The sequence below is a fragment of the Flagellimonas okinawensis genome (assembly GCF_029194005.1).
Taxonomy (GTDB): Bacteria; Bacteroidota; Bacteroidia; order Flavobacteriales; family Flavobacteriaceae; genus Flagellimonas; species Flagellimonas okinawensis.
On the sequence record NZ_JARFVA010000002.1, the window covers coordinates 444,374 to 466,942 of the forward strand.

The following is a 22,569-nucleotide window of genomic DNA, read 5'->3' on the forward strand; positions in this document are numbered from 1 at the left end:
TTGACACTTACATCTTTACCTTTCTTTTCAAGTATAGGTTGATTTCATTATAAGGTAATATCAGCTCTATGGGACCGTCAGCATAAGAGGCCACTTCATATTGATTATAGATCAACTTTAGCCCATCGCTGGTGTAACCTATATTGTTGGGTAGGTGAAAAGAATCCCCATTGAACATAAAACCGGTTGCATTGATGTTCGCGTCTTGTGGAATTTTTTCTTGAATTCGGAATTTGGTTTCTGCAAAATCCTCAAACCCGTCTACATCATCAAAAAGTTGCCAATTTTCCAGTTCAACGCCCTGTCTTTTATCAAAATTCAGGTAAGAAGTGGAAGCATATCCGTGGGCACCACCTGTAAATGAATATGAGTTAAGCTTTATTGTGATTATATTTTCATCTTCATAGATCACGTCACCATCAATCTCTGCCTCCCATTGGACTTCGTCGGCGAATTTGGTCTTTACTTCTTTGAAACTATCAGTAAAGGACTGAAGAGCTTCATCCGCAGTATCGATGTTGGTGTCGTCCGAAAAAGATAGAATACTGATGATTTCTTCTCGCAGTGCACTATTAATAGCTTCGGAAATCGGGGTATTGTCCAACGCAGTTATTATGTTGATGTCTATCCTAGGGCAGTCTTCACAAACTTCACCTTGTAACTGAACGGGTTCAAAAGTAAGCTTGCTCTCACTTTCGCAGCTGGCCAATACACTTAATGCCAAAAGAGCGGCAAAGAATTTATTCATGGATCGAGGTTTTGGGTCTTCAAAAATAATACTTCGGAAAGATAACGATACATTTGCACGAACATAGTTTTGACATGGGCAAAAAAGAGTTAAAATTCAACAGTAAAACTATTCACGGAGGACAGAAACCAGATGCTGCCTATGGCGCAGTAATGCCCCCCATATACCAAACATCCACCTATGCACAGTCATCACCGGGTGGGCACAAAGGGTTCGAATATTCCAGAGGTGCCAACCCTACAAGAACTGCCTTGGAGAATGCTTTGGCCAGTTTGGAAAATGGTGGTTATGGGTTGGCTTTTGGTAGCGGAATGGCCGCTATAGATGCCGTGATGAAACTTCTGGTACCTGGAGATGAGGTAATCTGTACCAGTGATCTTTACGGTGGCAGCTACCGCTTATTCAAGGGGGTGTATGAGAAGTATGGAATCAAGTTTCGGTTTTCACCAATGGAAGACATGAAGGAGCTTGAATCCCATGTCAACAGCAAAACAAAATTGGTGTGGGTGGAAACACCGACCAACCCTATGATGAACATTGTTGATATTAAGGCAGTATCAAAGATCACAAAGACCCATAATGTTTTATTGGCAGTGGACAATACATTTGCGACCCCTTACTTGCAACGGCCCTTGGATTTAGGAGCTGATATTGTGATGCATTCGGCAACAAAGTACTTGGCCGGACATAGCGATGTTATTGTTGGGGCTTTGGTCGTAAAGGATCACAGTTTGGCCGAGCAACTATATTTTATTCAAAAATCCAGTGGTGGCATTTGTGGGCCCATGGACAGCTACTTGACTTTGCGGGGTATTAAAACACTACATGTTAGAATGCAACGGCATTGCGAAAATGGGCAGATCATTGCAAAATATTTGGAGAATCATCCCAAAATTGATAAAGTATATTGGCCAGGCTTTGAAAATCATCCCTATCACAAAGTGGCCAAGGCCCAAATGAAGAGTTTTGGAGGTATGATTTCTTTCGTGCCCAAAGGTGGAAGTTATGATAATGCGATACAATTTGTAGAGCGTTTAAAAATATTTACCCTTGCAGAATCGTTAGGAGGTGTCGAAAGTCTGGTAGGTCATCCGGCAAGTATGTCACACGGAAGTATTCCAAAAGATGAGCGTGAGAAAAATAGGATTGTGGATGCACTGATCAGGCTAAGCGTGGGCATAGAGGACGTAGAAGATTTGATGGACGACCTGGAACAAGCACTTAACTAAAATATTTTGAAAAATTTATAAAAAATAAATATTCAAATTATTGAAATAATATAATTTTGCCGTCAAATTGGTGATTCAATAAAAATAACCCATATCCCAGGGCTGTGGGATAACTAATAATAATCCGTATATGGAAGCAAAAGTAAAAGCGTTTATGGACGAGGTCATTGCCAGAAACGGCCATGAACCAGAATTTATACAAGCGGTACAAGAGGTAGCCGAAACCGTTATACCTTATATCGTACAACATGATATTTACCATGGCAAGAACATCCTATTAAGGATGGTTGAGCCAGAGCGATTAATTTCTTTCCGTGTTGCCTGGGTGGATGATGATGGAGAGATTCATGTAAACCGTGGTTATCGTATTCAAATGAATTCCGCTATTGGACCCTACAAAGGAGGACTTCGTTTTCACCCGACCGTAAATGCCAGTGTATTGAAATTCCTTGCTTTTGAGCAAGTTTTCAAGAACAGTTTAACTACACTGCCTATGGGCGGCGGTAAAGGAGGGTCGGACTTCGACCCAAAAGGAAAATCCGATGATGAGATCATGCGCTTCTGTCATTCATTTATGACAGAACTTTGTCGCCACATTGGACCAAACACCGACGTTCCTGCTGGAGATATTGGTGTGGGTGCCCGTGAAATTGGTTTCTTGTTTGGAATGTACAAGAAAATACGAAACGAGTTTACCGGTGTATTGACAGGTAAAGGACTTTCTTGGGGAGGATCTTTGATCCGTCCGGAAGCAACAGGTTATGGAACCGTTTATTTTGCCGATAGTATGCTTAAAACCAAAGGTGAATCCTTTGAGGGTAAGAATGTGGTGATTTCAGGTTCTGGAAACGTGGCCCAATATGCCGCTGAAAAAGTATTGCAATTAGGAGGCAAGGTATTGACCTTATCCGATTCTGGAGGTTTCATCCACGATAAAGATGGAATTGATGAAGAGAAATTGGCCTATGTAATGGACTTGAAAAACAACAAGCGCGGAAGAATTTCCGAATATGCCGATAAATATCCATCCGCAGAATTCCACAAGGGTGAAACTCCTTGGAAAGTAGCTTGTGATATTGCATTGCCATGTGCTACTCAGAACGAGTTGCATGGAGATGATGCCGAGGCTTTGATCAAAAATGGTTGTATTGCCGTGGCCGAAGGTGCAAACATGCCTTCTACACCAGAAGCGATCCATGCTTTCCATGAAGCGAAAATTTTGTTTGCTCCAGGAAAAGCGTCCAATGCCGGAGGTGTTGCCACTTCAGGTTTGGAAATGTCACAGAACTCGTTGCGTATAAGTTGGACACGTGAGGAAGTGGACGATCGTTTAAAGGGGATTATGTCCGGAATCCATGATGCCTGTATTCAATATGGTAAAGACGACGACGGATATTGCAACTATGTAAAAGGAGCTAATATTGCTGGCTTTGTAAAGGTTGCTGACGCAATGTTGGCCCAAGGGGTAATATAAATACAAACCATCTAGAATGGTTTTTGGTTGGCAGTTACCAGAAGTAGTGGTTACATTTACACTTCTGGTAACTGCTTTTTTATTCGACCCATGCAAATAACAACCAAGGCCATTGTGCTATCTTCTATAAAGTACGGGGATACAAGTCTTATTGTAAGGGCCTTTACCCAATCGGATGGGGTTAAGTCATATTTGTTAAAGGGTGTCCTAGCCGCTAAGAAAGCGAAAATAAGACCAGCGTATTTTCTTCCGTTAATGCAGCTAGAGATTGTGGCCAACCACAAGAATAAAGGAACTTTGGAGAATATTCGCGATGTTAAGGTGTCCATTCCTTACCAAACATTGCACACCGATGTTATAAAGAACAGCGTAGTACTATTTCTTGCGGAAATGCTGGGCAATAGCATTCAAGAACAAGAGCAGGATGAAAGTTTGTTCAATTATTTGGAGTATGCCCTGCATTGGATGGATGTCCATCAACTTTCTCCCAATTTTCACATTCTATTTCTGCTCAATTTGACAAAGTATTTGGGCTTTTACCCAGACACCTCATACCAAAACTCGCCATTTTTCGACCTCATGGAAGGAAGCTTCTGTAAATCACCCTCCCTCAACCCCTTGATCCAAGAGGAAAATCTGGAGAATTTTAAAAAATTTTTAGGCACGAATTTTGAGGCATTAGAGACAATCCAACTAACTAAGTCTAACAGGCGAGAACTCTTAAAAACTATGATCCATTATTATCGGTTGCATGTACATGGATTCCGAGAACCAAAGTCGCTCGCAGTATTAAATGCAGTATTTACTTAAAATGCAAAGCCTAAAACCAACTTTAACCCTAATTCTTTTTTTTGTATCGCTTACTTTCTATGCCCAAGAGGTAACTGTTTTGGATGCAGATACGGGAATCCCCGTGGACAACATCGCTATTTTTAATAAAGATCAATCAAAGTCGACTCTGACCGATGCTGCAGGAAGAACCGAACTCGATATTTTTTCGGAGAATGAAAAAATTACGTTCAAACATATAAGTTATGAACCCTATACGACCACCAAGGCCCAGATTGAACGACGGGGAAACCGGGTGTACCTCCATTTAAAAACAGAAGAATTGCAAGAAGTGGTAATGTCCGTTTCCAAATGGGAGCAACAGAAAAAACATATACCACAAAAAATAGAAACTTTTGATGCACGGAACATCGCCTTTTCCAACCCCCAGACTTCGGCAGACCTTTTGCAGAACAGTGGAAAAGTATTTGTTCAAAAAAGTCAACTGGGCGGGGGCAGTCCTATGATCAGGGGTTTTGCAACCAATCGTATTTTGTTGTCCGTTGATGGTGTCCGCATGAACAATGCTATTTTTAGGGGAGGAAATCTTCAGAATGTAATTTCAATCGACCCCTTCACAATCAAAAAAACGGAAGTAACCTTTGGTCCAGGGTCTGTAATTTATGGTAGCGATGCCATTGGGGGCGTTATGAACTTTTACACACAAAAACCACATTTTTCATATGCGGACAGTTTGGCCTTCTCGGGAAATGTGAATTATAGATATGCTTCTGCCAATAATGAGAACACGGCACATCTGGATTTTAATTTTGGAAAACAAAAATGGGCTTCCTATACCAGTTTTACCTATAATAGTTTCGATGATCTTAAAATGGGTGAGCACGGTCCAGATTCGTATCTGCGGCCCAACTATGTGATCCAACGGGACGGTTCCGATGTAATCGTAGCCAACGATGATCCTAAAAAACAAATCAGCTCCGGTTATAATCAGGTCAATTTCCTCCAAAAGTTCACCTATAAACCTAATAATGTCTGGAACTATGATTTGGGCCTTTACTATTCGGAGACCTCCAATTATCCAAGATATGATAGACTGATAAGACCGAGCAGGGATGGTGAGGGACTGCGTTCGGCGGAATGGTATTATGGACCACAAAAATGGTTCATGGGCAATTTCCAAGTCACCAAAAAAGGAAAGAATAAATTCTACGATGGGGTAAAATTGACAACTGCATATCAATTTTTTGAAGAAAGTAGGCATGACCGGGGTTTCCAGGATGTTGAACTCTTTTCAACCCGTGAAAAAGTGGATGCATTGTCCGTAAACCTGGATTTTGAGAACAAAAAAATAGGGGCGCTAAACCTGTATTATGGAACCGAGTATGTGTTCAATAAAGTGAATTCCGAAGGGAGTATGCGAAACATTGAAACGGATCAAGAAGAGCAAACGGCATCCAGGTATCCAGATGGGGCCACATGGCAAACCCTTGCCGGATATATAAATGGAGAGTATCAAGTTAAACCAAACCTTACCCTGTTGTCCGGTATTAGATATAGTCAGGTGTGGGTAGATGCTACATTCGATACCACATTTTATCCCTTTCCTTTTGATGAAGCCGATATAATGACCGGGGCCCTTACGGGTAGTTTGGGACTTAGCTGGTTTCCTAGATCGGACCTTCAGGTTACCTTGAACGGGTCCACAGGTTTCCGAGCTCCCAATATTGATGATATCGGGAAAATTTTCGATTCTGAACCTGGTTCCGTAGTAGTGCCCAACCCTGATTTGGAGCCCGAATATGCCTATAACGGTGAGTTGGGAATCAGGAAAAATTTTAATGATGTGCTGGTCTTAAAAGGAGCTACCTATTATACCTATTTGGTAGATGCCCTAGTTCGAAGGGATTTTTCCTTTGGAGGACAAACGGAGATTGAATACAATGGGGAGCCAAGCAATGTTCAGGCAATACAGAATGCCGCAAAGGCCTATGTGTACGGTTTTGAATTTGGATTGGAGGCCTATTTTAGCGACCACCTTTCTTTTACTTCAAACCTTACGTTAACAGAAGGAGTTGAAGAGGACGATGATGGCACCGATAGTCCTTCCAGGCACGCAGCGCCAACATTTGGCGATATGCACTTGGTTTGGGAGAATCAAAAGTTGAAAGCTGATATGTTCCTTAATTACAATGGGGAAGTAAGTAACGATGACTTGGCATTATCTGAGCAGAGCAAAACTTTTATGTATGCCAGTGATTCCAATGGAAATCCGTATTCCCCATCTTGGTATACCTTAAATTTTAGATCGCAATATCAGATTACAAATGCCCTAAAGGCAACAGTAAGTCTGGAAAATATGACCAATCAGCGTTACCGCATGTACTCATCGGGAATCGCGGCCCCTGGCACCAATTTGGTTTTGGGATTGGGGTATGTATTTTAAGAGCAAAGGCCCGGATTGTCCCGGGCCTTTGTTTGTATCGACAGAAGAATTACCTACATACTATCAATGGCCTTTTTGGCGCTTTCTTTCATTTCTTCACCGGCTTCTTTAAGGTCCTCACCTGCTTTTTTAATGCTATCCAAAGCCTTTTCACCCATTTCCTTGGCATCTTCACCGGCCTTTTCAAGGGCTTTGGCAGCATCATCTGCTGCATCTTTTAGGTCTTCGCCAGCTTCTTCAAGGGATTTTGCAGCCTCCTCTGTAGCATCTTTTGCTTTGTCCTTTGTGTCTCTGCAAGAGGTCAATGCAGTAACCGAAAATAAAAGAGCGATTGCGGCAATCAGTACTTTTTTCATATCAATAATGGTTTAGTGTTATAGATGATTGAAGATAGGTAAATTAACGTAAATTGGGTATAAGTTGGTTATCATATTTAGGTTAAGGGAATTATGTAAATTCTAATGTCCCAATGAAGCCTATAATTCCATCGAAATTTATAATTTTGCAAACTTGAATTCTAGTAGAAGAAGCAGTATATGAAGTTTGCGGAGTATAAGGGATTGGATTTACCAAAAGTATCTGAAGACATTCTTGACTTTTGGAAGGACAAAAAGATTTTTGAAAAGAGCGTTTCCACTCGGGAAGGCAAGGAGAGCTACGTGTTTTACGAAGGTCCTCCATCTGCAAACGGAATGCCTGGGATTCACCACGTGATGGCGCGTACCATTAAGGATATCTTCCCAAGGTATAAAACCATGAAAGGTTTCCAAGTAAAAAGAAAGGCCGGATGGGATACCCACGGACTTCCTGTGGAAATAGGTGTGGAGAAGGAATTGGGCATCACCAAAGAGGATATCGGAAAAAAAATATCGGTTGAGGAGTACAACGCAGCCTGTAAAAAAGCGGTAATGCGCTACACGGATGTTTGGAACGAAATGACCGAAAAGGTTGGGTACTGGGTGGATATGGACGACCCATATATTACTTATAAGCCTAAGTACATGGAATCGGTTTGGTGGTTGCTCAAGCAGATTTATAACAAAGGACTCATTTATAAAGGATACACCATACAGCCTTATTCGCCAAAGGCTGGTACCGGATTAAGTTCACATGAGCTGAATCAGCCGGGTACGTACCAAGATGTCACCGATACTACGGTAACCGCACAGTTCAAGGCCAAAGCGGAATCACTTCCAGATTTCTTAAAGAACGTGGACGGGGATATTCACTTTTTGGCTTGGACGACCACTCCTTGGACACTGCCATCAAACACAGCTTTGACCGTAGGACCAAAGATTGAATATGTACTTGTAAAATCGTACAACCAATACACGTTTGAGCCCATCAATGTCGTGGTCGCCAAAAACCTGGTTGGATACAATTTTTCCGGAAAGTTCTCCAAAGTCGAGACAGAGGAAGAATTGAAGTCATTCCAAGAAGGCGATAAAAAGATACCTTATCTGGTAGGTCAATCCTTTGTAGGTAAAGATTTGGTCGGCATACAGTATGAGCAATTGATAGACTACGTGCAGCCTTACCAAAATCCAGAGAATGCTTTCAGAATTATTGCAGGTGATTTTGTTACCACTGAAGATGGAACAGGGATTGTACATACTGCACCCACCTTTGGTGCGGACGATGCTTTGGTGGCAAAACAAGCTACACCAGAGGTTCCTCCCATGTTGGTTTTGGACGAAAACGACAACCCAGTTCCGTTGGTAGATCTTCAAGGGAAGTTTAGACCAGAATTGAAAGAGTTTGGCGGTAAGTACGTGAAGAACGAATATTATGATGAGGGCGAAGCACCCGAAAAGTCGGTCGATGTAGAAATAGCCATCAAACTAAAAATAGAGAACAAGGCCTTTAAGGTCGAGAAATATGTGCACAGCTACCCTAACTGCTGGCGTACGGACAAACCCATTTTGTACTATCCCTTGAACTCTTGGTTTATTAAGGTAACCGATGTCAAGGATCGTATGTTCGAGTTGAACCAGACCATCAACTGGAAGCCAAAATCCACTGGAGAGGGGCGATTCGGAAATTGGTTGGCCAACGCCAACGATTGGAACCTGTCCCGATCACGTTATTGGGGTATTCCATTGCCCATTTGGCGTACCGAAGATGGTAAGGAAGAGTTGATCATTGGTTCTGTGGAAGAACTGAAGTCAGAAATGTCCAAAGCCGTTGAGGCAGGAATACTGGACAAGGACGTTTTTGAGGATTTTGTTGTAGGAGATATGAGCGAGGAGAACTACGACAAAATCGACTTGCACAAGAATATCGTGGACGGCATTACCTTGGTTTCATCATCAGGACAGCCTATGAAACGTGAGGCAGACCTTATCGACGTTTGGTTCGATAGTGGTTCCATGCCCTACGCGCAATGGCACTATCCGTTTGAGAACAAGGAATTGATTGATGATGGCGTTGCATTTCCTGCCAACTTTATCGCTGAAGGCGTGGACCAAACTCGTGGATGGTTCTATACCCTTCACGCCATAGGAACCATGGTGTTTGATAGCATCGCCTATAAAAATGTGGTTTCCAACGGACTTGTTCTGGACAAGGAAGGCAAAAAAATGTCCAAACGATTGGGCAATGCAGTAGATCCATTTGAGGTATTGCCGGAACATGGCCCCGATGCCACACGTTGGTATATGATTTCCAATGCCAATCCTTGGGATAACCTAAAGTTTGATATAGAAGGAGTTATCGAGGTAAAAAGAAAGTTCTTCGGTACATTGTACAATACCTACTCCTTTATGGCACTGTATGCCAATATTGATGAGTTTGATTACTCGGAGGCCGACATTCCTTTGAAAGAAAGACCCGAGATCGATCAGTGGATTTTATCTGAACTTCATACGTTGATTAAAAATGTGGACGAAGCTTATGGAGATTACGAAGCTACCCGCGCTGCAAGAATGATTTCCGATTATGTTCAGGAAAACTTGAGTAACTGGTATGTACGTTTAAGCAGAAGACGTTTCTGGAAAGGCGATTACCAAAAGGATAAGATTTCCGCATACCAAACACTTTATACCTGTTTGTCTACAGTGGCCAAATTGTCCGCACCGATTGCTCCGTTCTTCATGGATCAATTGTACAGGGATTTGGATGCTACCACCAACAAGGAAGGTTTTGAAAGTGTTCACTTGGCCGAATTCCCTGTTTTTGATGCCAGTATGGTCAACAAGGATTTGGAGCGCAAGATGCAGTTGGCACAGAAAATTTCTTCTTTGGTGCTATCCATTCGTCAGAAGGAAAAAATTAAGGTGCGTCAACCACTGCAAAAGATTATGATTCCAGTATTGGATAATCAGCAGAAAAACGATATCGATGCCGTTTCCGATTTGGTTAAATCCGAAGTAAACGTGAAGGAAATCGAGATGTTGGACGATGCTTCGGGAGTATTGGTAAAGCAAATAAAACCCAACTTCAAGGTTTTAGGCCCGAAATTTGGTAAGGATATGAAAGCCATTGCTGCTGAAGTGTCCAAATTAGGTCAGGACGACATACAAAAAATTGAAAGAGAGGGCGAATTATTGCTACAGTTGGAAAATAAAACCGTTAATTTACAGTTAACCGATGTAGAGATAAGTTCCCAAGATATTGAAGGATGGTTGGTTGCAAGTGCAGGACCTTTAACGGTAGCATTGGATGTAACTATCGATGAAACCTTGAAAAAAGAGGGAATAGCGAGAGAATTGGTCAATCGAATCCAGAACCTTAGAAAAGAATCCGGATTTGAAGTTACCGATAAGATCGATATTAAAATATTGAAAGATGGTTTGGTGGAAAATGCGGTTTCCAGTAACGAAGATTACATTAAAACCGAAACCTTGACCGCTGAGCTCAACTTTGAAGAAAAGCTTGATGAAGGTGTAGCAATAGCCTTTGATGAAGTGAACACAAAATTGTTTATTCAAAAACATTAAGAAAATGGCAGAAGATTCAAAAGTAAGATACTCCGATGCGGACCTTGCAGAATTCAGAACCTTAATCGAGGAAAAAATAGAGAAAGCCAAAAAGCACCTGGAACTATTGAAGAGTTCCTATATGAACGACGGTAACAATGGTACCGATGATACTTCCCCTACGTTCAAGGCTTTTGAGGAGGGTTCCGAAACCATGAGTAAAGAAGCGAATACCCAATTGGCGATTCGCCAAGAAAAGTTTATCCGCGACCTTAAAAACGCTTTGTTAAGGATCGAGAACAAGACCTACGGGATTTGCAGAGTGACCGGTAAGCTTATAAATAAGGAACGTTTAAAGCTTGTTCCCCATGCTACCTTGAGCATAGAGGCGAAGAACATGCAGAAATAAAATAAACGCCTACGGGCGTTTTTTTCTTTATGAGGGCGGCGTTGATTTTGTTGGTGTTTTTTATGTTCGCGAGCGTTCACGGACAAAAATTGGTCAGAAAGGCTTTTATCGGACCAAGAACAGAAACTATTCAAATAGATGCCCAATATTGTTACCAAATTAAATTGAACACTTCATCGTCTGATGAGGTTTTAGTATCTGCCAGCATGGAGGGCGAGTATGCCAAGGATTTATTGATTTCCATTGAGCAAAGTGGGACCACGGCCAAGATAAGTGCGGACTTTCAGCCATTGTTTATTAATCCCAACGATAAACTAAGTGCACATAAGGTAGTTTCGATAGCTCTGGAGATAAGTGTTCCGGAATATAAGAGTGTAAATGTGTTCGGGACGAATACCAACCTGTACGCTACTGGAATCTATGATGAATTGAACGTGACCCTGTCCGATGGTCGATGTACCTTGGAAAAGGTCTCTGAATCAGCGGAAGTAATGACCCAAACCGGAGATATTACCTTGATTGCCGACAGCGGTGAGATTGAAGCGGAAAGTACTTATGGAAAGGTGCAAAAGGATATAATCCCATCAGGTTACAATCAATTTGTATTGAAGACGATAGAGGGAGACATCTACCTTACCAAAACAAAATAATATCCATATTTTTGCAATCCTTTTAGTAACGGAATGAATTTAAAGAAATCCCTAATCATCATTATTGTGATCCTATTGATCGACCAGATCAGTAAGATCTATATCAAGACAAGTTTTATTCTTGGAGAGGCCCACGAAGTATCCAGTTGGTTCAAAATATTGTTTATCGAAAACGAGGGTGCAGCTTGGGGAACCAAATTGAGCGATATTCTGCCGATTTCCGAATCGGTAGGAAAATTGATCCTGACCATTTTCAGGATTTTTGCCGTTTTTGGTATTGGATATTGGTTGTGGGATATTATAAAAAAACAATCTCCACGTACATTGATCTTGGCAGTTAGCTTGATTTTTGCAGGAGCTGTCGGTAATATTATCGACTCCGTTTTCTATGGGATTATTTTTGATCATAGCAATGGCCAAGTTGCCACATTGTTTGCCAACGAACCATACGGGAGCCTTTTTCATGGTAAAGTAGTTGACATGCTATATTTTCCAATGGTGGATACCACATGGCCAGACTGGGTTCCGTCTTTGGGTGGTAAGCGTTTCCGCTTTTTTGAACCTGTCTTCAACATTGCCGATACTGCGATAAGTACAGGGGTTGGAATTTTGATCGTTTTCAATAAAAAGGCTTTTCCGAAAAAGGAGGAAGCCGATAATCAGAATTCATAAATTTTTTCGGGAGTAACGCAAAAATCCAGTTTCACGTCATTTTCATTGACATCGGAGATAAGTTCCGGATCGGCAGTAAAGAAGGATAGGCCGATTTTAACTGTCTCTTTTCTGCACTTATGTAAAAAGGCGTCATAAAACCCTTTGCCATACCCTACACGGTTACCTTTTTCGTCAAAGGCCAATAGAGGTACAAAGACCACATCTATTTTATTTTCCGGAATTTCTAGACCATCAACTGGTTCGGGAACTCCCCACGGACTTTTTTTAAAGGGTGTGCTATCGGTAAGCAAATAGTTTTCCATTAAATGGTCGTCGATTACTTTGGGAACCACAACGTTCTTATCCTTGCCTTGCAACAAAGTGATCAGTGGAAGGGTATCCACTTCGTTTTTTTCTTCGATACTTAAAAAGGTGTGGTAATAAAAAAAATCCCATATCGGGATTTGGAGTAAACTATTGGCTAAAACCAAACTTAAATCCGAGGCATTTGTAGGAGAAATTTCCGCTCTCAGATTTTTATATTTTTTTCTTAGTTCACGTTTCAACATTAAATGTTGAAGATTTTGGGGTTGTTTTGGGGCAATGGAATACTACTCTCCTTTAGTTGCAACGGAGAAAAAGATTTTGAAGAAAAGCATCAAAATCAAATACATTCCCAAAACGATCACATAGTTTTCCATCAGGATTGTTTTTATATGGTTAAATGTAAGTAAAACAATTGAAAAACATACCATGAAATGCGCTTTTTATCGATGAAATGCACAATTTTTAGCAACTGTTTAACAATTTAGACTAAATCTCGACTATGAAATTGGAGGTTTTCCGCAGTTTAATTGCAGGTAAACCATAGTTTTATGTTTATGATAAAATTCATGTAAAATTCTGACTGTCTGTTTCTTTTGAGGCTAGGTGAGTTGAAATTGGGGAAATATCAAGGCGGAACAGGAATTGGTCAAGTTTAACAGCCAACAACGCAATTAAAGCCTAAATTTGTTGTAAAGTCGAAAAGTTCATTTTTCAAAGTCCCTATGTCCGAATCGGTATCCCTAAAAGTTCAATTGAGTTCACTTCCCAATAACCCGGGCGTATATCAATTTTATGATGCCGACGGTAAAATTCTGTATGTGGGAAAGGCCAAGAACCTCAAGAAAAGGGTTTCGTCTTATTTCAATAAAAAGCAGGAGTACGGAAAAACCCGGGTGCTGGTCAAGAAGATCCATTCCATCAAACATATCGTTGTTCCGACCGAGTCGGACGCACTTCTGTTGGAAAACAATCTGATCAAAAAATTACTGCCCAGATATAACGTCTTGCTCAAGGACGACAAATCCTATCCATGGATCTGTATTAAAAATGAAAGGTTTCCCAGGGTATTTTCCACTAGAAAATTGATTAAAGATGGTTCAGAATACTTTGGTCCATATACCAGCATGAAAACTGTGAGGACCTTATTGGAGCTGATAAAAAGTCTTTACCCGTTAAGGATATGCAATTACGATTTGTCGGAAGAAAAAATCGAGGCAGGGAAGTATAAGGTCTGTTTGGATTATCATTTGGGCAATTGTTTGGGGCCTTGTGAAGGGTTTCAGACCGAGAAGGAATATCACGGACAGATAGAGGACATCAGACAGATCATAAAGGGGAATTTAAAAGACTCGATCCAAGCCTTTAAGCGTCAAATGAATGATTTTGCGGAAGCCATGGAATTTGAAAAGGCACAAAAGATCAAAGATAAAATTGATGTGTTGGAAAACTATCAAGCCAAATCCACTGTGGTCAACCCTAAGATCAATAATGTGGATGTATTTTCCATTGTTTCTGACGAGACACATGGCTATGTTAACTTTTTACAGATTTCACATGGAGCGATTATCAGATCACATACATTGGAAATAAAGAAGAAACTGGAAGAGTCGGATGAAGAATTGTTACAATTGGGGATTACGGAGATACGTCAAAGATTTGATTCCAGATCAAGGGAAGTGTATTTGCCTTTTCCTGTAACGGTGGATGATAATTTAAAAGTGACGTTGCCCAAATTGGGGGATAAACGCAGGATTTTGGATCTCTCCGAAAGAAATGCCAGGTTTTATAGACAGGATAGGTTAAAGCAAATTAAGATCACCGACCCTGACCGCCATACAAAAAGGATAATGGCGCAAATGAAAACCGATCTGCGGCTCTCCCAAGAGCCCAGGCATATTGAGTGTTTTGATAACTCCAATATCCAAGGAAGCGACCCGGTGGCTGCCTGTGTGGTATTTAAGGACGGAAAGCCTTCTAAAAAGGACTATCGCCATTTTAATATAAAAACTGTGGAGGGACCGGATGATTTTGCCAGCATGGAGGAGGTTGTGTTCAGAAGGTACAAGAGATTGCTCAATGAAGAGGAACCTTTGCCACAACTTATTGTAATTGATGGGGGCAAGGGACAATTATCTTCGGCATTAAAGAGCTTGGAGGTTTTGGGATTGCGAGGAAAAATTGCCATTATTGGTATAGCAAAACGTTTGGAGGAAATTTACTTTCCAGAAGATCCAGTGCCATTGTATCTTGACAAAAGATCGGAAACCTTGAAAATAATCCAACAACTAAGGAACGAGGCACACCGTTTTGGAATTACCCACCACAGGAACAAAAGAAGCAAGGGTGCAATCGGTTCCGAACTGGTTAACATAGAAGGTATCGGTGAGAAAACCGCCGAACAGTTATTGAAAAGCTTTAAATCGGTAAAGCGAGTCAAAGAAGCATCCTTGGAAAATTTAACGGCCTCCGTTGGAATTTCAAAGGCCAAGAAGATTTATAAAACCTTTCATAAGTAAGCAATGCCAAAAACATCATCGATCATATTACTATTAATTGCTTTACTTGGGTTGACTGTTACGGCTCAGGAAGAGTCCTTAAACAAGCCCCCAAAAGTCGGTTTGGTGCTGAGTGGCGGCGGTGCAAAAGGGTTGGCCCATATTGGGGCTTTAAAAGTGATAGAGGAGGCGGGAATCAAGGTCGATTATATAGGCGGTACCAGTATGGGGGCGATCGTAGGAGCACTTTATGCCTCGGGATATTCTGCGCAACAATTGGATTCCATTTTTAGGACCACCGATTTTACGGACCTTATTCAGGATAATGTACCCAGAAGTGCCAAAAACTTTTATGAAAAAGATGATTCTGAACGGTATGCCCTCACCTTACCGTTTGAGAATTTTAAGATATCGTTTCCACAAGCTATTTCAGGTGGGCAGAATATCTACAATTTGTTGGTACAATTGCTCTTTCATGTAAAAGATGTGCAAGATTTTAGAAAATTGCCCACACCTTTTTTGTGTATGGCGACCAATGTGGAGACAGGAGAGGCCATATTATTGGATAAAGGCTACCTGCCGGAGGCCATAGTGGCCAGTGGTACATTTCCATCACTTTTTGAGCCGGCCGAGATTGATGAACAGGTTTTGATAGATGGAGGTGTAGTGAACAATTACCCAATTGATCAAGTAAGGGAAATGGGGGCAGATATCATTATCGGAGTAGATGTTCAGCATGATCTGGCAACACGGGAATCGCTTTCGTCGGCTACCGAGATACTTTTGCAAATCAATAATTATCGGACCGTAAACGATATGAAGCGAAAGTCCAAGGAAACGGACATTTATATAAGACCGGATATAGATGAATTCTCGGTAATCGCTTTTGATAAAGGAAGTCAGATTGTAAAAAGTGGAGAGGTCGCGGCCCAAAACAATATCGACCAGTTGAAGGAACTTGCCCTTGTGCAGAAGAACCATCCAAAGCCAAGAAAAATAATTAAAGCGGTGGATAGTTTGACCATCAATAGAATGATAATTGAAGGTAACGACCAATACACCAGAGGCTACATAAAAGGAAAATTAAGGTTCAATCTGGCTGAGAAAATTTCCTTTGATGACCTAAGGCAGGGAATGAGCAATCTATCTGCAACAGGAAATTTTAAGGCCATTCGCTATGATTTGGTCTCCAATGGGCTTGGAACCGATCTTGTCCTCAAGCTCAAGGAAAATCCCACTAAAATGTTCATTAAAATGTCGGCACATTATGATGATCTATATAAAAGTGCTGCCATGATCAACCTCACAAAAAAGAATTTTTTGATGAAGGATGATGTAGCTTCCTTCGATTTTATATTGGGAGATCATATCCGTTACAATATGCAGTACTATTTGGACAAAGGGTATTATTGGAGTTTTGGAATAAATTCAAAATTGACAAATTTTGATGCAGACACGGACTTCTCTTTGATTCAGGGCAATTTTAACGTGCCCAGCGATCCCAATATCCAAAGAATCAATATAGATGTAACCGACCTCACCAATCAGATTTATCTACAAACGGTCCTTCAGGAAGAATTTGCATTTACTATTGGAGCTGAGCATAAATTCTTAAACTATAGCACCCGTACATTAAATAGGTTGGACGAAAACAATGAGATCAACTTGTCAACGTCCAACCAAAGGACCACCTTTGAGAATTCAAACTATTTTAGTGCTTACTCACAGATACGACTTGACACTTATGATGACAAGTACTTTCCAACAAAAGGACTGTTCTTTGATGGGGATTTCCATTTTTACGTATTGTCCTCGGATTTTAACGAGAACTTTAGCCAGTTTGCCATAGGTAAGGCAAAGTTGGGTGGAACCATTTCGTTATTGCCAAATTTGAGCTTGCAATTGGAATCGGAAGGCGGAGTTAAATTGGGTACTTCTCAAGTGACCTCGTTCGACTTTGTTCTCGGTGGTTTCGGAAACGACTTTATCAACAACTTTGTGCCTTTCTTCGGGTACGATTTTTTTAGTTTGCCAGGCAATAGTTTTGTTAAGGGCTCGGGACGTTTGGATTATCGTTTTGCGCCAAAACACCATGCCCTGTTTTCCGCTAACTTTGCCAATATTGCGGACGACCTTTTTAGAACTGGAGATTGGTTCCAGGAGCCCACTTTTTCAGGGTATGGCGTGGGTTACGGATTTGAATCCTTTTTGGGTCCGATTCAGTTATATTATTCATGGTCCCCTGAGATAAATGACGGCAACTTTTTTGTAAGTCTTGGGTATTGGTTCTAATGTAAATCATCATGTGGTAAAGGCCGATTCTCTTAATTATTTGTCAAAAAAACAGGTAAAACCAATCAATATCATAGGTGTTTAGTTAAAGTCCGTTAAAAAGGCATTTTCCCACAAAACCTTACCGTATCTTTGACCCACATAAGGGGTGGTTCCCTTATAACTTTAAGTATTGGTTTTTCATAATTTAAAGTTTGGTTGGTTATTTAGGAAAAGCCCAGTCTCGAGACTGGGCTTTTTTTTGTTATACTATTTTGGAATAAGTTTTGTTTAAGTATATGTGAACAGCATGACCCCTAAAGTGATTTTACTATTTTTATAACAATTAATTGCATATGAAAAAGATAATAACCGCTTTACTATTGCTATTTATGGCAATACCGGTGATGGGCCAAAGTTCACGTCCTGCATTTAAACCAGGGGAATGGCTAAAATTCAGGATACATTATGGATTTCTCAATGCTAGTTACGCAACCTTGCACTTAACATCCGAAACTTTGGGAAATACGCCCGTATACCATGTGGTCGGTAGAGGTAAGACAACAGGTTTTGCCAGCATATTCTTTAAAGTGGACGACACCTACGAAAGTTACTTCGGGAAGGAACATGGAAGGCCCTATAAGTTTGTAAGAAAAATAGATGAAGGGGGATACACCAAGGATATTGAAATCGAATTTGATTATAAAGAGGACAAAGCTCTTCTCATAGATAACAAGAATGGCACCAAACAAGATATTGCCATCCATGACGAAATTCAGGATTTAATCTCTGCATCCTACTATTTAAGGAGTAATTATAACCTGGACGAGTTTAAAATTGGTGACTCCATTGACCTGGATATGTTATTTGATGACGATGGTGTATTTAAGTTCCAATTAAAATATTTAGGAAAAGAAATCATCAGGACCAAGTTTGGAAAGGTGGAATGTCTTAAATTTAGACCCTTGGTACAGTCCGGACGAGTTTTCAAGGAAAAGGAAAGTCTTACGCTTTGGGTTTCAAACGATTGGAATAAAATTCCTATTAGGGTCAAGGCAGATTTGGCCGTAGGGTCGTTAAAAGCGGATCTAGATGGTTACAACGGACTCAAAAACCAGTTTAAAATAATAATGAATTAGATTGGCATTAATGGATAAGGATGCAAAAATCGCTTCCCAAATCAATAAGCTAGAGGAAAAATACAAAAACTCCGGCCAAGACCTTAGCTCTTATTTGGACGGGCTACTTTACGAAAGATATCTTACTTATTGGGATTATATTCACTTGGATACACTGCTCAGTCTTCAAGTGCCACGTACACATTTTCCGGACGAGGAAATATTTATCATGTACCATCAGATAACCGAGCTGTACTTTAAGCTTATCCTCCATGAGCAAAAACAAATTGTTGAGGACAAGTCTCAGGATGTAACCTTCTTTATAGAAAAGGTAAGGAGAATCAACAGTTATTTCAAGGCGCTTATATCTTCCTTTAGCATTATGATCAAAGGAATGGAGCGGGAGCAGTTTCTGCGTTATCGAATGGCACTCCTTCCTGCAAGTGGATTTCAATCTGTCCAGTATCGTATGATCGAATTTTATGCCGCTCCACTGGAAAATATGGTGCATCCATCGGTACGGGATTCATTCTCATCAAAAAACAGCATAGAAGAACTGTTCGAAGAAGTTTATTGGAAAAAAGGGGCCACAGATGTGGCAACCGGGGAAAAAACATTGACTTTAAAACAGTTCGAAGTTAGGTATACGCCAAGGTTACTTCGAATAGCCAATCAGGTGAAAGACAGTACGGTATATCATAAATATTTACAATTACCAGACGCATCTCGATGCAATGAAGAGTTGATTTCGGCGTTAAAAGAGTTAGATTTGAACGCGAATGTAAATTGGCCCTTGATGCATATGGGGTCGGCACACAGATATTTGGCAAAGGAAGGCAAGGATGTTGCGGCAACTGGGGGCACCAATTGGAAAGAGTATTTACCGCCCAGTTTCCAGAAAATAATTTTTTTCCCAACTTTGCATACCAAAGAGGAGTTGGATACATGGGGCAAACAATGGGTAGACCATGTTTTTAATCCCAAAAGTAAAGAACACAAGGAATAGAAGAACGATGCAGAAAATTATTGGGGCAATTTTGACACTGATCGTATTGGTGTCGTGCAAGGAGACTAAAGAACCATTAGATGAAGTGGCAACGGTAGAGACTATCGTAAAACCGCCGGTATTACACTATGGTTTTAATCTTGAAAATTATAATGTGGTACACGATACCGTTCGTCGTGGAGACAGTTTTGGAGAGCTAATGCTCAAGAACAAAGTGGATTATCCAAAAATTGCAGCCATTTCAGAAAAATTCAGGGACACTTTTGATGTTCGAAAAATTCAGGTGGGCAAACCCTATGTCATTTTAAAATCCAAAGATACTTCTGAAGTTGCAGAGGTTTTTATCTACCAGAATGACAAAATCAATTATACGGTAGTTGATCTTCGCGATTCAACCAAAGCTTACAAGAGCAAGAAAAAGGTGAAATTGGTAGAACGTGAGATAGGCGGGGTGATCGATCATAGCTTGTCAATGTCCATTGATACCTTGGGAGTGGATTACAACCTAACTTTTGCCCTTTCGGATATTTATGCATGGACCATCGATTTTGGCCGATTGGACAAAGGAGATAAGTTCAAGGTCGTTTTTGAGGAACGTTACATCAACGATAGCATTTATGCAGGTATAGGTGCGGTAAAGGCAGCCTACTTTGAACATAAGGGAAAAACCATTTACGCTTTCCCGTACATTTCGGACGCGACCAATAACATTTTGGAGTATTTTGATCAAGAGGCCAATAATCTTAGGAGTACTTTTTTAAGGGCGCCTGTTAAATTCAAATATCGGTTGTCTTCCCGTTACAATCTAAAAAGAAGGATAGCCTATTACGGTTATAAAGTAAGACCACATAAAGGAACTGATTTTGCCGCACCCATAGGAACACCTATTGTTGCCACGGCAGATGGCACGGTGACCGAATCCACCCGCAGAGGAGGCAATGGGAAATACGTGAAGATCAAACACAACGGAACATACAGCACACAATACCTTCATATGAAAGCGCAAAACGTGAGGCGAGGTGATTTTGTGCGTCAGGGAGATGTAATAGGTTGGATCGGGATGACAGGAAATACAGGAGGGCCACACGTTTGTTACCGCTTCTGGAAGAATGGTAGACAGGTGGACCCGTTTAAGGAAGAACTTCCTGCCGCTGAACCCATAGCAGATTCCTTGCGTACAGATTATTTGGCATACATTCAACCGTTGCGCGATCAATTGGATTGTATCGAACTTGCTGATCCGACCCCACAACTCGAAGAAACTCTTATAACTTATAACCAGTAATGGCATTACCCACAATCAACCCTACAACTACTGAAGTTTGGAAAAAACTTCAGCAACATTACCTAGCTACAAAGGACACCCATTTAAGAGAGCTCTTTGATACAGATGTTAATCGAGGAAAAACCCTTTCCATTAAATGGAACGATTTTTTGGTGGACTTTTCAAAAAACAGGATTACCGGGGACACCTTAAACTTGTTGTTGGAACTTGCAGAAGAAGTTGGGCTCAAGGATGCCATTAAAAGTTACTTTGAAGGCGAGCTCATCAATCAAACTGAAGGCAGGGCTGTATTGCACACTGCTTTGAGAGCTAAAAAAGATGACAAGGTTTTGGTGGACGGAGTCAATATCGTTGATGAGGTATTTGAGGTAAAGGAAAAAATCAAAACCTTTTCGGAAGCTGTTATTTCTGGAGAAAGAAAAGGATATACAGGCAAAGCGTTTACCGATATCGTAAACATCGGAATCGGCGGGTCGGATTTGGGCCCGGTAATGGTGACCGAGGCCTTGAAATTTTATCAAAATGAACTGAAAACCCATTTTGTAAGCAACGTAGATGGTGATCATGTGCGTGAGGTAATCAAAGATTTGAATCCTGAAACCACCCTTTTTGTTATAGTTTCCAAATCGTTCACCACTCAGGAAACTTTGTCGAATGCCCTGACCATTAAAAAATGGTTTCTTCAAACCGCATCCGAAAAAGATGTGGCCGACCATTTTGTAGCTGTTTCCACCAACTTGGAAAAGATTGCTGAATTCGGTATAGCAGATGAAAATGTTTTTCCTATGTGGGATTGGGTCGGCGGAAGGTTCTCCCTTTGGAGTGCTGTTGGTTTATCCATAGCATTGTCCGTCGGTTACGAGAATTTCGAGGCACTTTTAAACGGAGCCAATGAAATGGATACCCATTTCAGGCAAACCCCGTTTGAAGAGAACATACCGGTGTTATTGGGACTCATCAGTGTTTGGTACAATAATTTTTATAATGCAGAGACCGAAGCTATAATTCCGTACACACAATACCTCCACCGTTTTTCGGCATACTTGCAACAAGGCATTATGGAGAGTAATGGAAAAAGCATGGACAGAGCCGGTAACAGGGTTGGTCATGAAACCGGCACTATTATCTGGGGTGAACCAGGTACGAATTCCCAACACGCGTTTTTTCAATTGATCCATCAAGGAACAAAGTTGATACCGACCGATTTTATCGGATATAAAAAGTCATTGCACGGTGAGGTCGACCATCACAATAAATTAATGGCCAATTATTTTGCTCAGACCGAAGCATTGATGAATGGTAAAACTGCAGAAGAGGTTAGAACTGAACTGGAATCCCAAGGATTGGCTGCAGAAGAGCTGGAAAAACTACTTCCTTTTAAGATTTTCGAAGGGAACAAACCTACCAATACCATATTAATAGAAAAATTGACTCCCAAAAGCTTAGGAGCCCTAATTGCGCTATATGAGCATAAAATCTTTGTGCAAGGCGTTGTTTGGAACATTTTCAGCTATGATCAATGGGGTGTTGAGCTAGGCAAGCAATTAGCGAAAAATATTTTGTCCGATATCGAGAATTCAGAAATTGGCAAACACGACAGTTCCACATTGAACCTTTTACATTTTTTTAAGGAGTAAATTATCATCTGCTCAATTCGCGATAAAAACTCTAAACAATTGTTTCTCAGATAACTTGTTTTGTTAATTTAGTGTTAACTATATTTGCTTGATTTTAACTTTGGCTTAATCGCAGAG

17 protein-coding genes are annotated in these 22,569 nt (G+C 40.8%); 14 read left to right on the forward strand and 3 right to left on the reverse strand.

Going from position 1 to position 22,569, the window contains the following annotated elements; translation table 11 throughout:
- Positions 1-7: 7 nt before the first annotated feature.
- Complete coding sequence (locus tag PY091_RS07845) at positions 8-748, reverse strand: DUF3298 and DUF4163 domain-containing protein (RefSeq protein WP_275649155.1); 741 nt, start codon at positions 746-748, stop codon at positions 8-10.
- 74 nt (positions 749-822) lie between these two features.
- On the opposite strand from PY091_RS07845, the gene PY091_RS07850 reads away from it, so the two are divergent.
- The 4 genes from PY091_RS07850 (at position 823) to PY091_RS07865 (ending at position 6,683) form a co-directional block, all read left to right on the forward strand.
- Positions 823-1,977, forward strand: coding sequence for a cystathionine gamma-synthase (locus PY091_RS07850; RefSeq protein WP_275649156.1), 1,155 nt, complete (start codon positions 823-825; stop codon positions 1,975-1,977).
- Positions 1,978-2,107: 130 nt separating this feature from the next.
- Positions 2,108-3,451 (forward strand): NADP-specific glutamate dehydrogenase, encoded by a 1,344-nt coding sequence (gene gdhA, locus PY091_RS07855; RefSeq protein WP_275649157.1) that lies wholly within the window; start codon positions 2,108-2,110, stop codon positions 3,449-3,451.
- Between the two features lie 90 nt (positions 3,452-3,541).
- Positions 3,542-4,261 (forward strand): DNA repair protein RecO, encoded by a 720-nt coding sequence (gene recO / locus PY091_RS07860; RefSeq protein WP_275649158.1) that lies wholly within the window; start codon positions 3,542-3,544, stop codon positions 4,259-4,261.
- A 1-nt stretch (position 4,262) separates the two neighbouring features.
- Positions 4,263-6,683, forward strand: a complete 2,421-nt coding sequence (locus PY091_RS07865; RefSeq protein WP_275649159.1) for a TonB-dependent receptor — start codon at positions 4,263-4,265, stop codon at positions 6,681-6,683.
- Positions 6,684-6,736: 53 nt separating this feature from the next.
- On the opposite strand, the gene PY091_RS07870 is transcribed toward PY091_RS07865, so the two are convergent.
- Positions 6,737-7,039, reverse strand: coding sequence for a hypothetical protein (locus tag PY091_RS07870; protein WP_275649160.1), 303 nt, complete (start codon positions 7,037-7,039; stop codon positions 6,737-6,739).
- Positions 7,040-7,219: 180 nt separating this feature from the next.
- Between PY091_RS07870 and ileS the strand changes: the two genes are divergently transcribed.
- From ileS to PY091_RS07890, 4 genes are all read left to right on the forward strand, one after another.
- On the forward strand, positions 7,220-10,621 hold the full coding sequence (gene ileS, locus PY091_RS07875; protein WP_275649161.1) for an isoleucine--tRNA ligase: 3,402 nt from the start codon (positions 7,220-7,222) through the stop codon (positions 10,619-10,621).
- Between the two features lie 4 nt (positions 10,622-10,625).
- Positions 10,626-11,009 carry a TraR/DksA family transcriptional regulator gene (locus PY091_RS07880; RefSeq protein WP_275649162.1) on the forward strand — a complete coding sequence of 128 codons (384 nt, stop codon included), beginning with the start codon at positions 10,626-10,628 and terminating at the stop codon, positions 11,007-11,009.
- A gap of 62 nt (positions 11,010-11,071) precedes the next feature.
- Positions 11,072-11,659, forward strand: a complete 588-nt coding sequence (locus PY091_RS07885; protein ID WP_275649163.1) for a DUF4097 family beta strand repeat-containing protein — start codon at positions 11,072-11,074, stop codon at positions 11,657-11,659.
- A 33-nt stretch (positions 11,660-11,692) separates the two neighbouring features.
- Entirely contained in the window at positions 11,693-12,331 is a 639-nt protein-coding gene (locus PY091_RS07890; protein WP_275649164.1) for a lipoprotein signal peptidase, read from the forward strand.
- On the opposite strand, the gene PY091_RS07895 is transcribed toward PY091_RS07890, so the two are convergent.
- Entirely contained in the window at positions 12,319-12,882 is a 564-nt protein-coding gene (locus tag PY091_RS07895) for a 5-formyltetrahydrofolate cyclo-ligase (RefSeq protein ID WP_275649165.1), read from the reverse strand. The two genes, PY091_RS07890 and PY091_RS07895, sit on opposite strands and share 13 nt — an antisense overlap.
- A 480-nt stretch (positions 12,883-13,362) precedes the next feature.
- Here PY091_RS07895 and uvrC point away from each other — a divergent pair, with 480 nt between their 5' ends.
- The 6 genes from uvrC to pgi all read left to right on the forward strand — a co-directional run bounded on the left by uvrC (position 13,363) and on the right by pgi (position 22,452).
- Complete coding sequence (uvrC, locus tag PY091_RS07900) at positions 13,363-15,156, forward strand: excinuclease ABC subunit UvrC (protein ID WP_275649166.1); 1,794 nt, start codon at positions 13,363-13,365, stop codon at positions 15,154-15,156.
- A gap of 3 nt (positions 15,157-15,159) precedes the next feature.
- On the forward strand, positions 15,160-17,427 hold the full coding sequence (locus PY091_RS07905; RefSeq protein ID WP_275649167.1) for a patatin-like phospholipase family protein: 2,268 nt from the start codon (positions 15,160-15,162) through the stop codon (positions 17,425-17,427).
- 335 nt (positions 17,428-17,762) lie between these two features.
- On the forward strand, positions 17,763-18,545 hold the full coding sequence (locus PY091_RS07910) for a DUF3108 domain-containing protein (protein ID WP_275649168.1): 783 nt from the start codon (positions 17,763-17,765) through the stop codon (positions 18,543-18,545).
- A 10-nt stretch (positions 18,546-18,555) separates the two neighbouring features.
- Entirely contained in the window at positions 18,556-19,530 is a 975-nt protein-coding gene (locus tag PY091_RS07915) for a tryptophan 2,3-dioxygenase family protein (RefSeq protein WP_275649169.1), read from the forward strand.
- Positions 19,531-19,537: 7 nt separating this feature from the next.
- The gene (locus tag PY091_RS07920) at positions 19,538-20,815 is read left to right on the forward strand and encodes a peptidoglycan DD-metalloendopeptidase family protein (protein ID WP_275649170.1); all 1,278 of its coding nucleotides are present in this window, start codon (positions 19,538-19,540) and stop codon (positions 20,813-20,815) included.
- Complete coding sequence (gene pgi, locus PY091_RS07925) at positions 20,815-22,452, forward strand: glucose-6-phosphate isomerase (RefSeq protein ID WP_275649171.1); 1,638 nt, start codon at positions 20,815-20,817, stop codon at positions 22,450-22,452. Before PY091_RS07920 ends, pgi begins: the two co-directional genes overlap by 1 nt.
- Positions 22,453-22,569 lie beyond the last annotated feature (117 nt).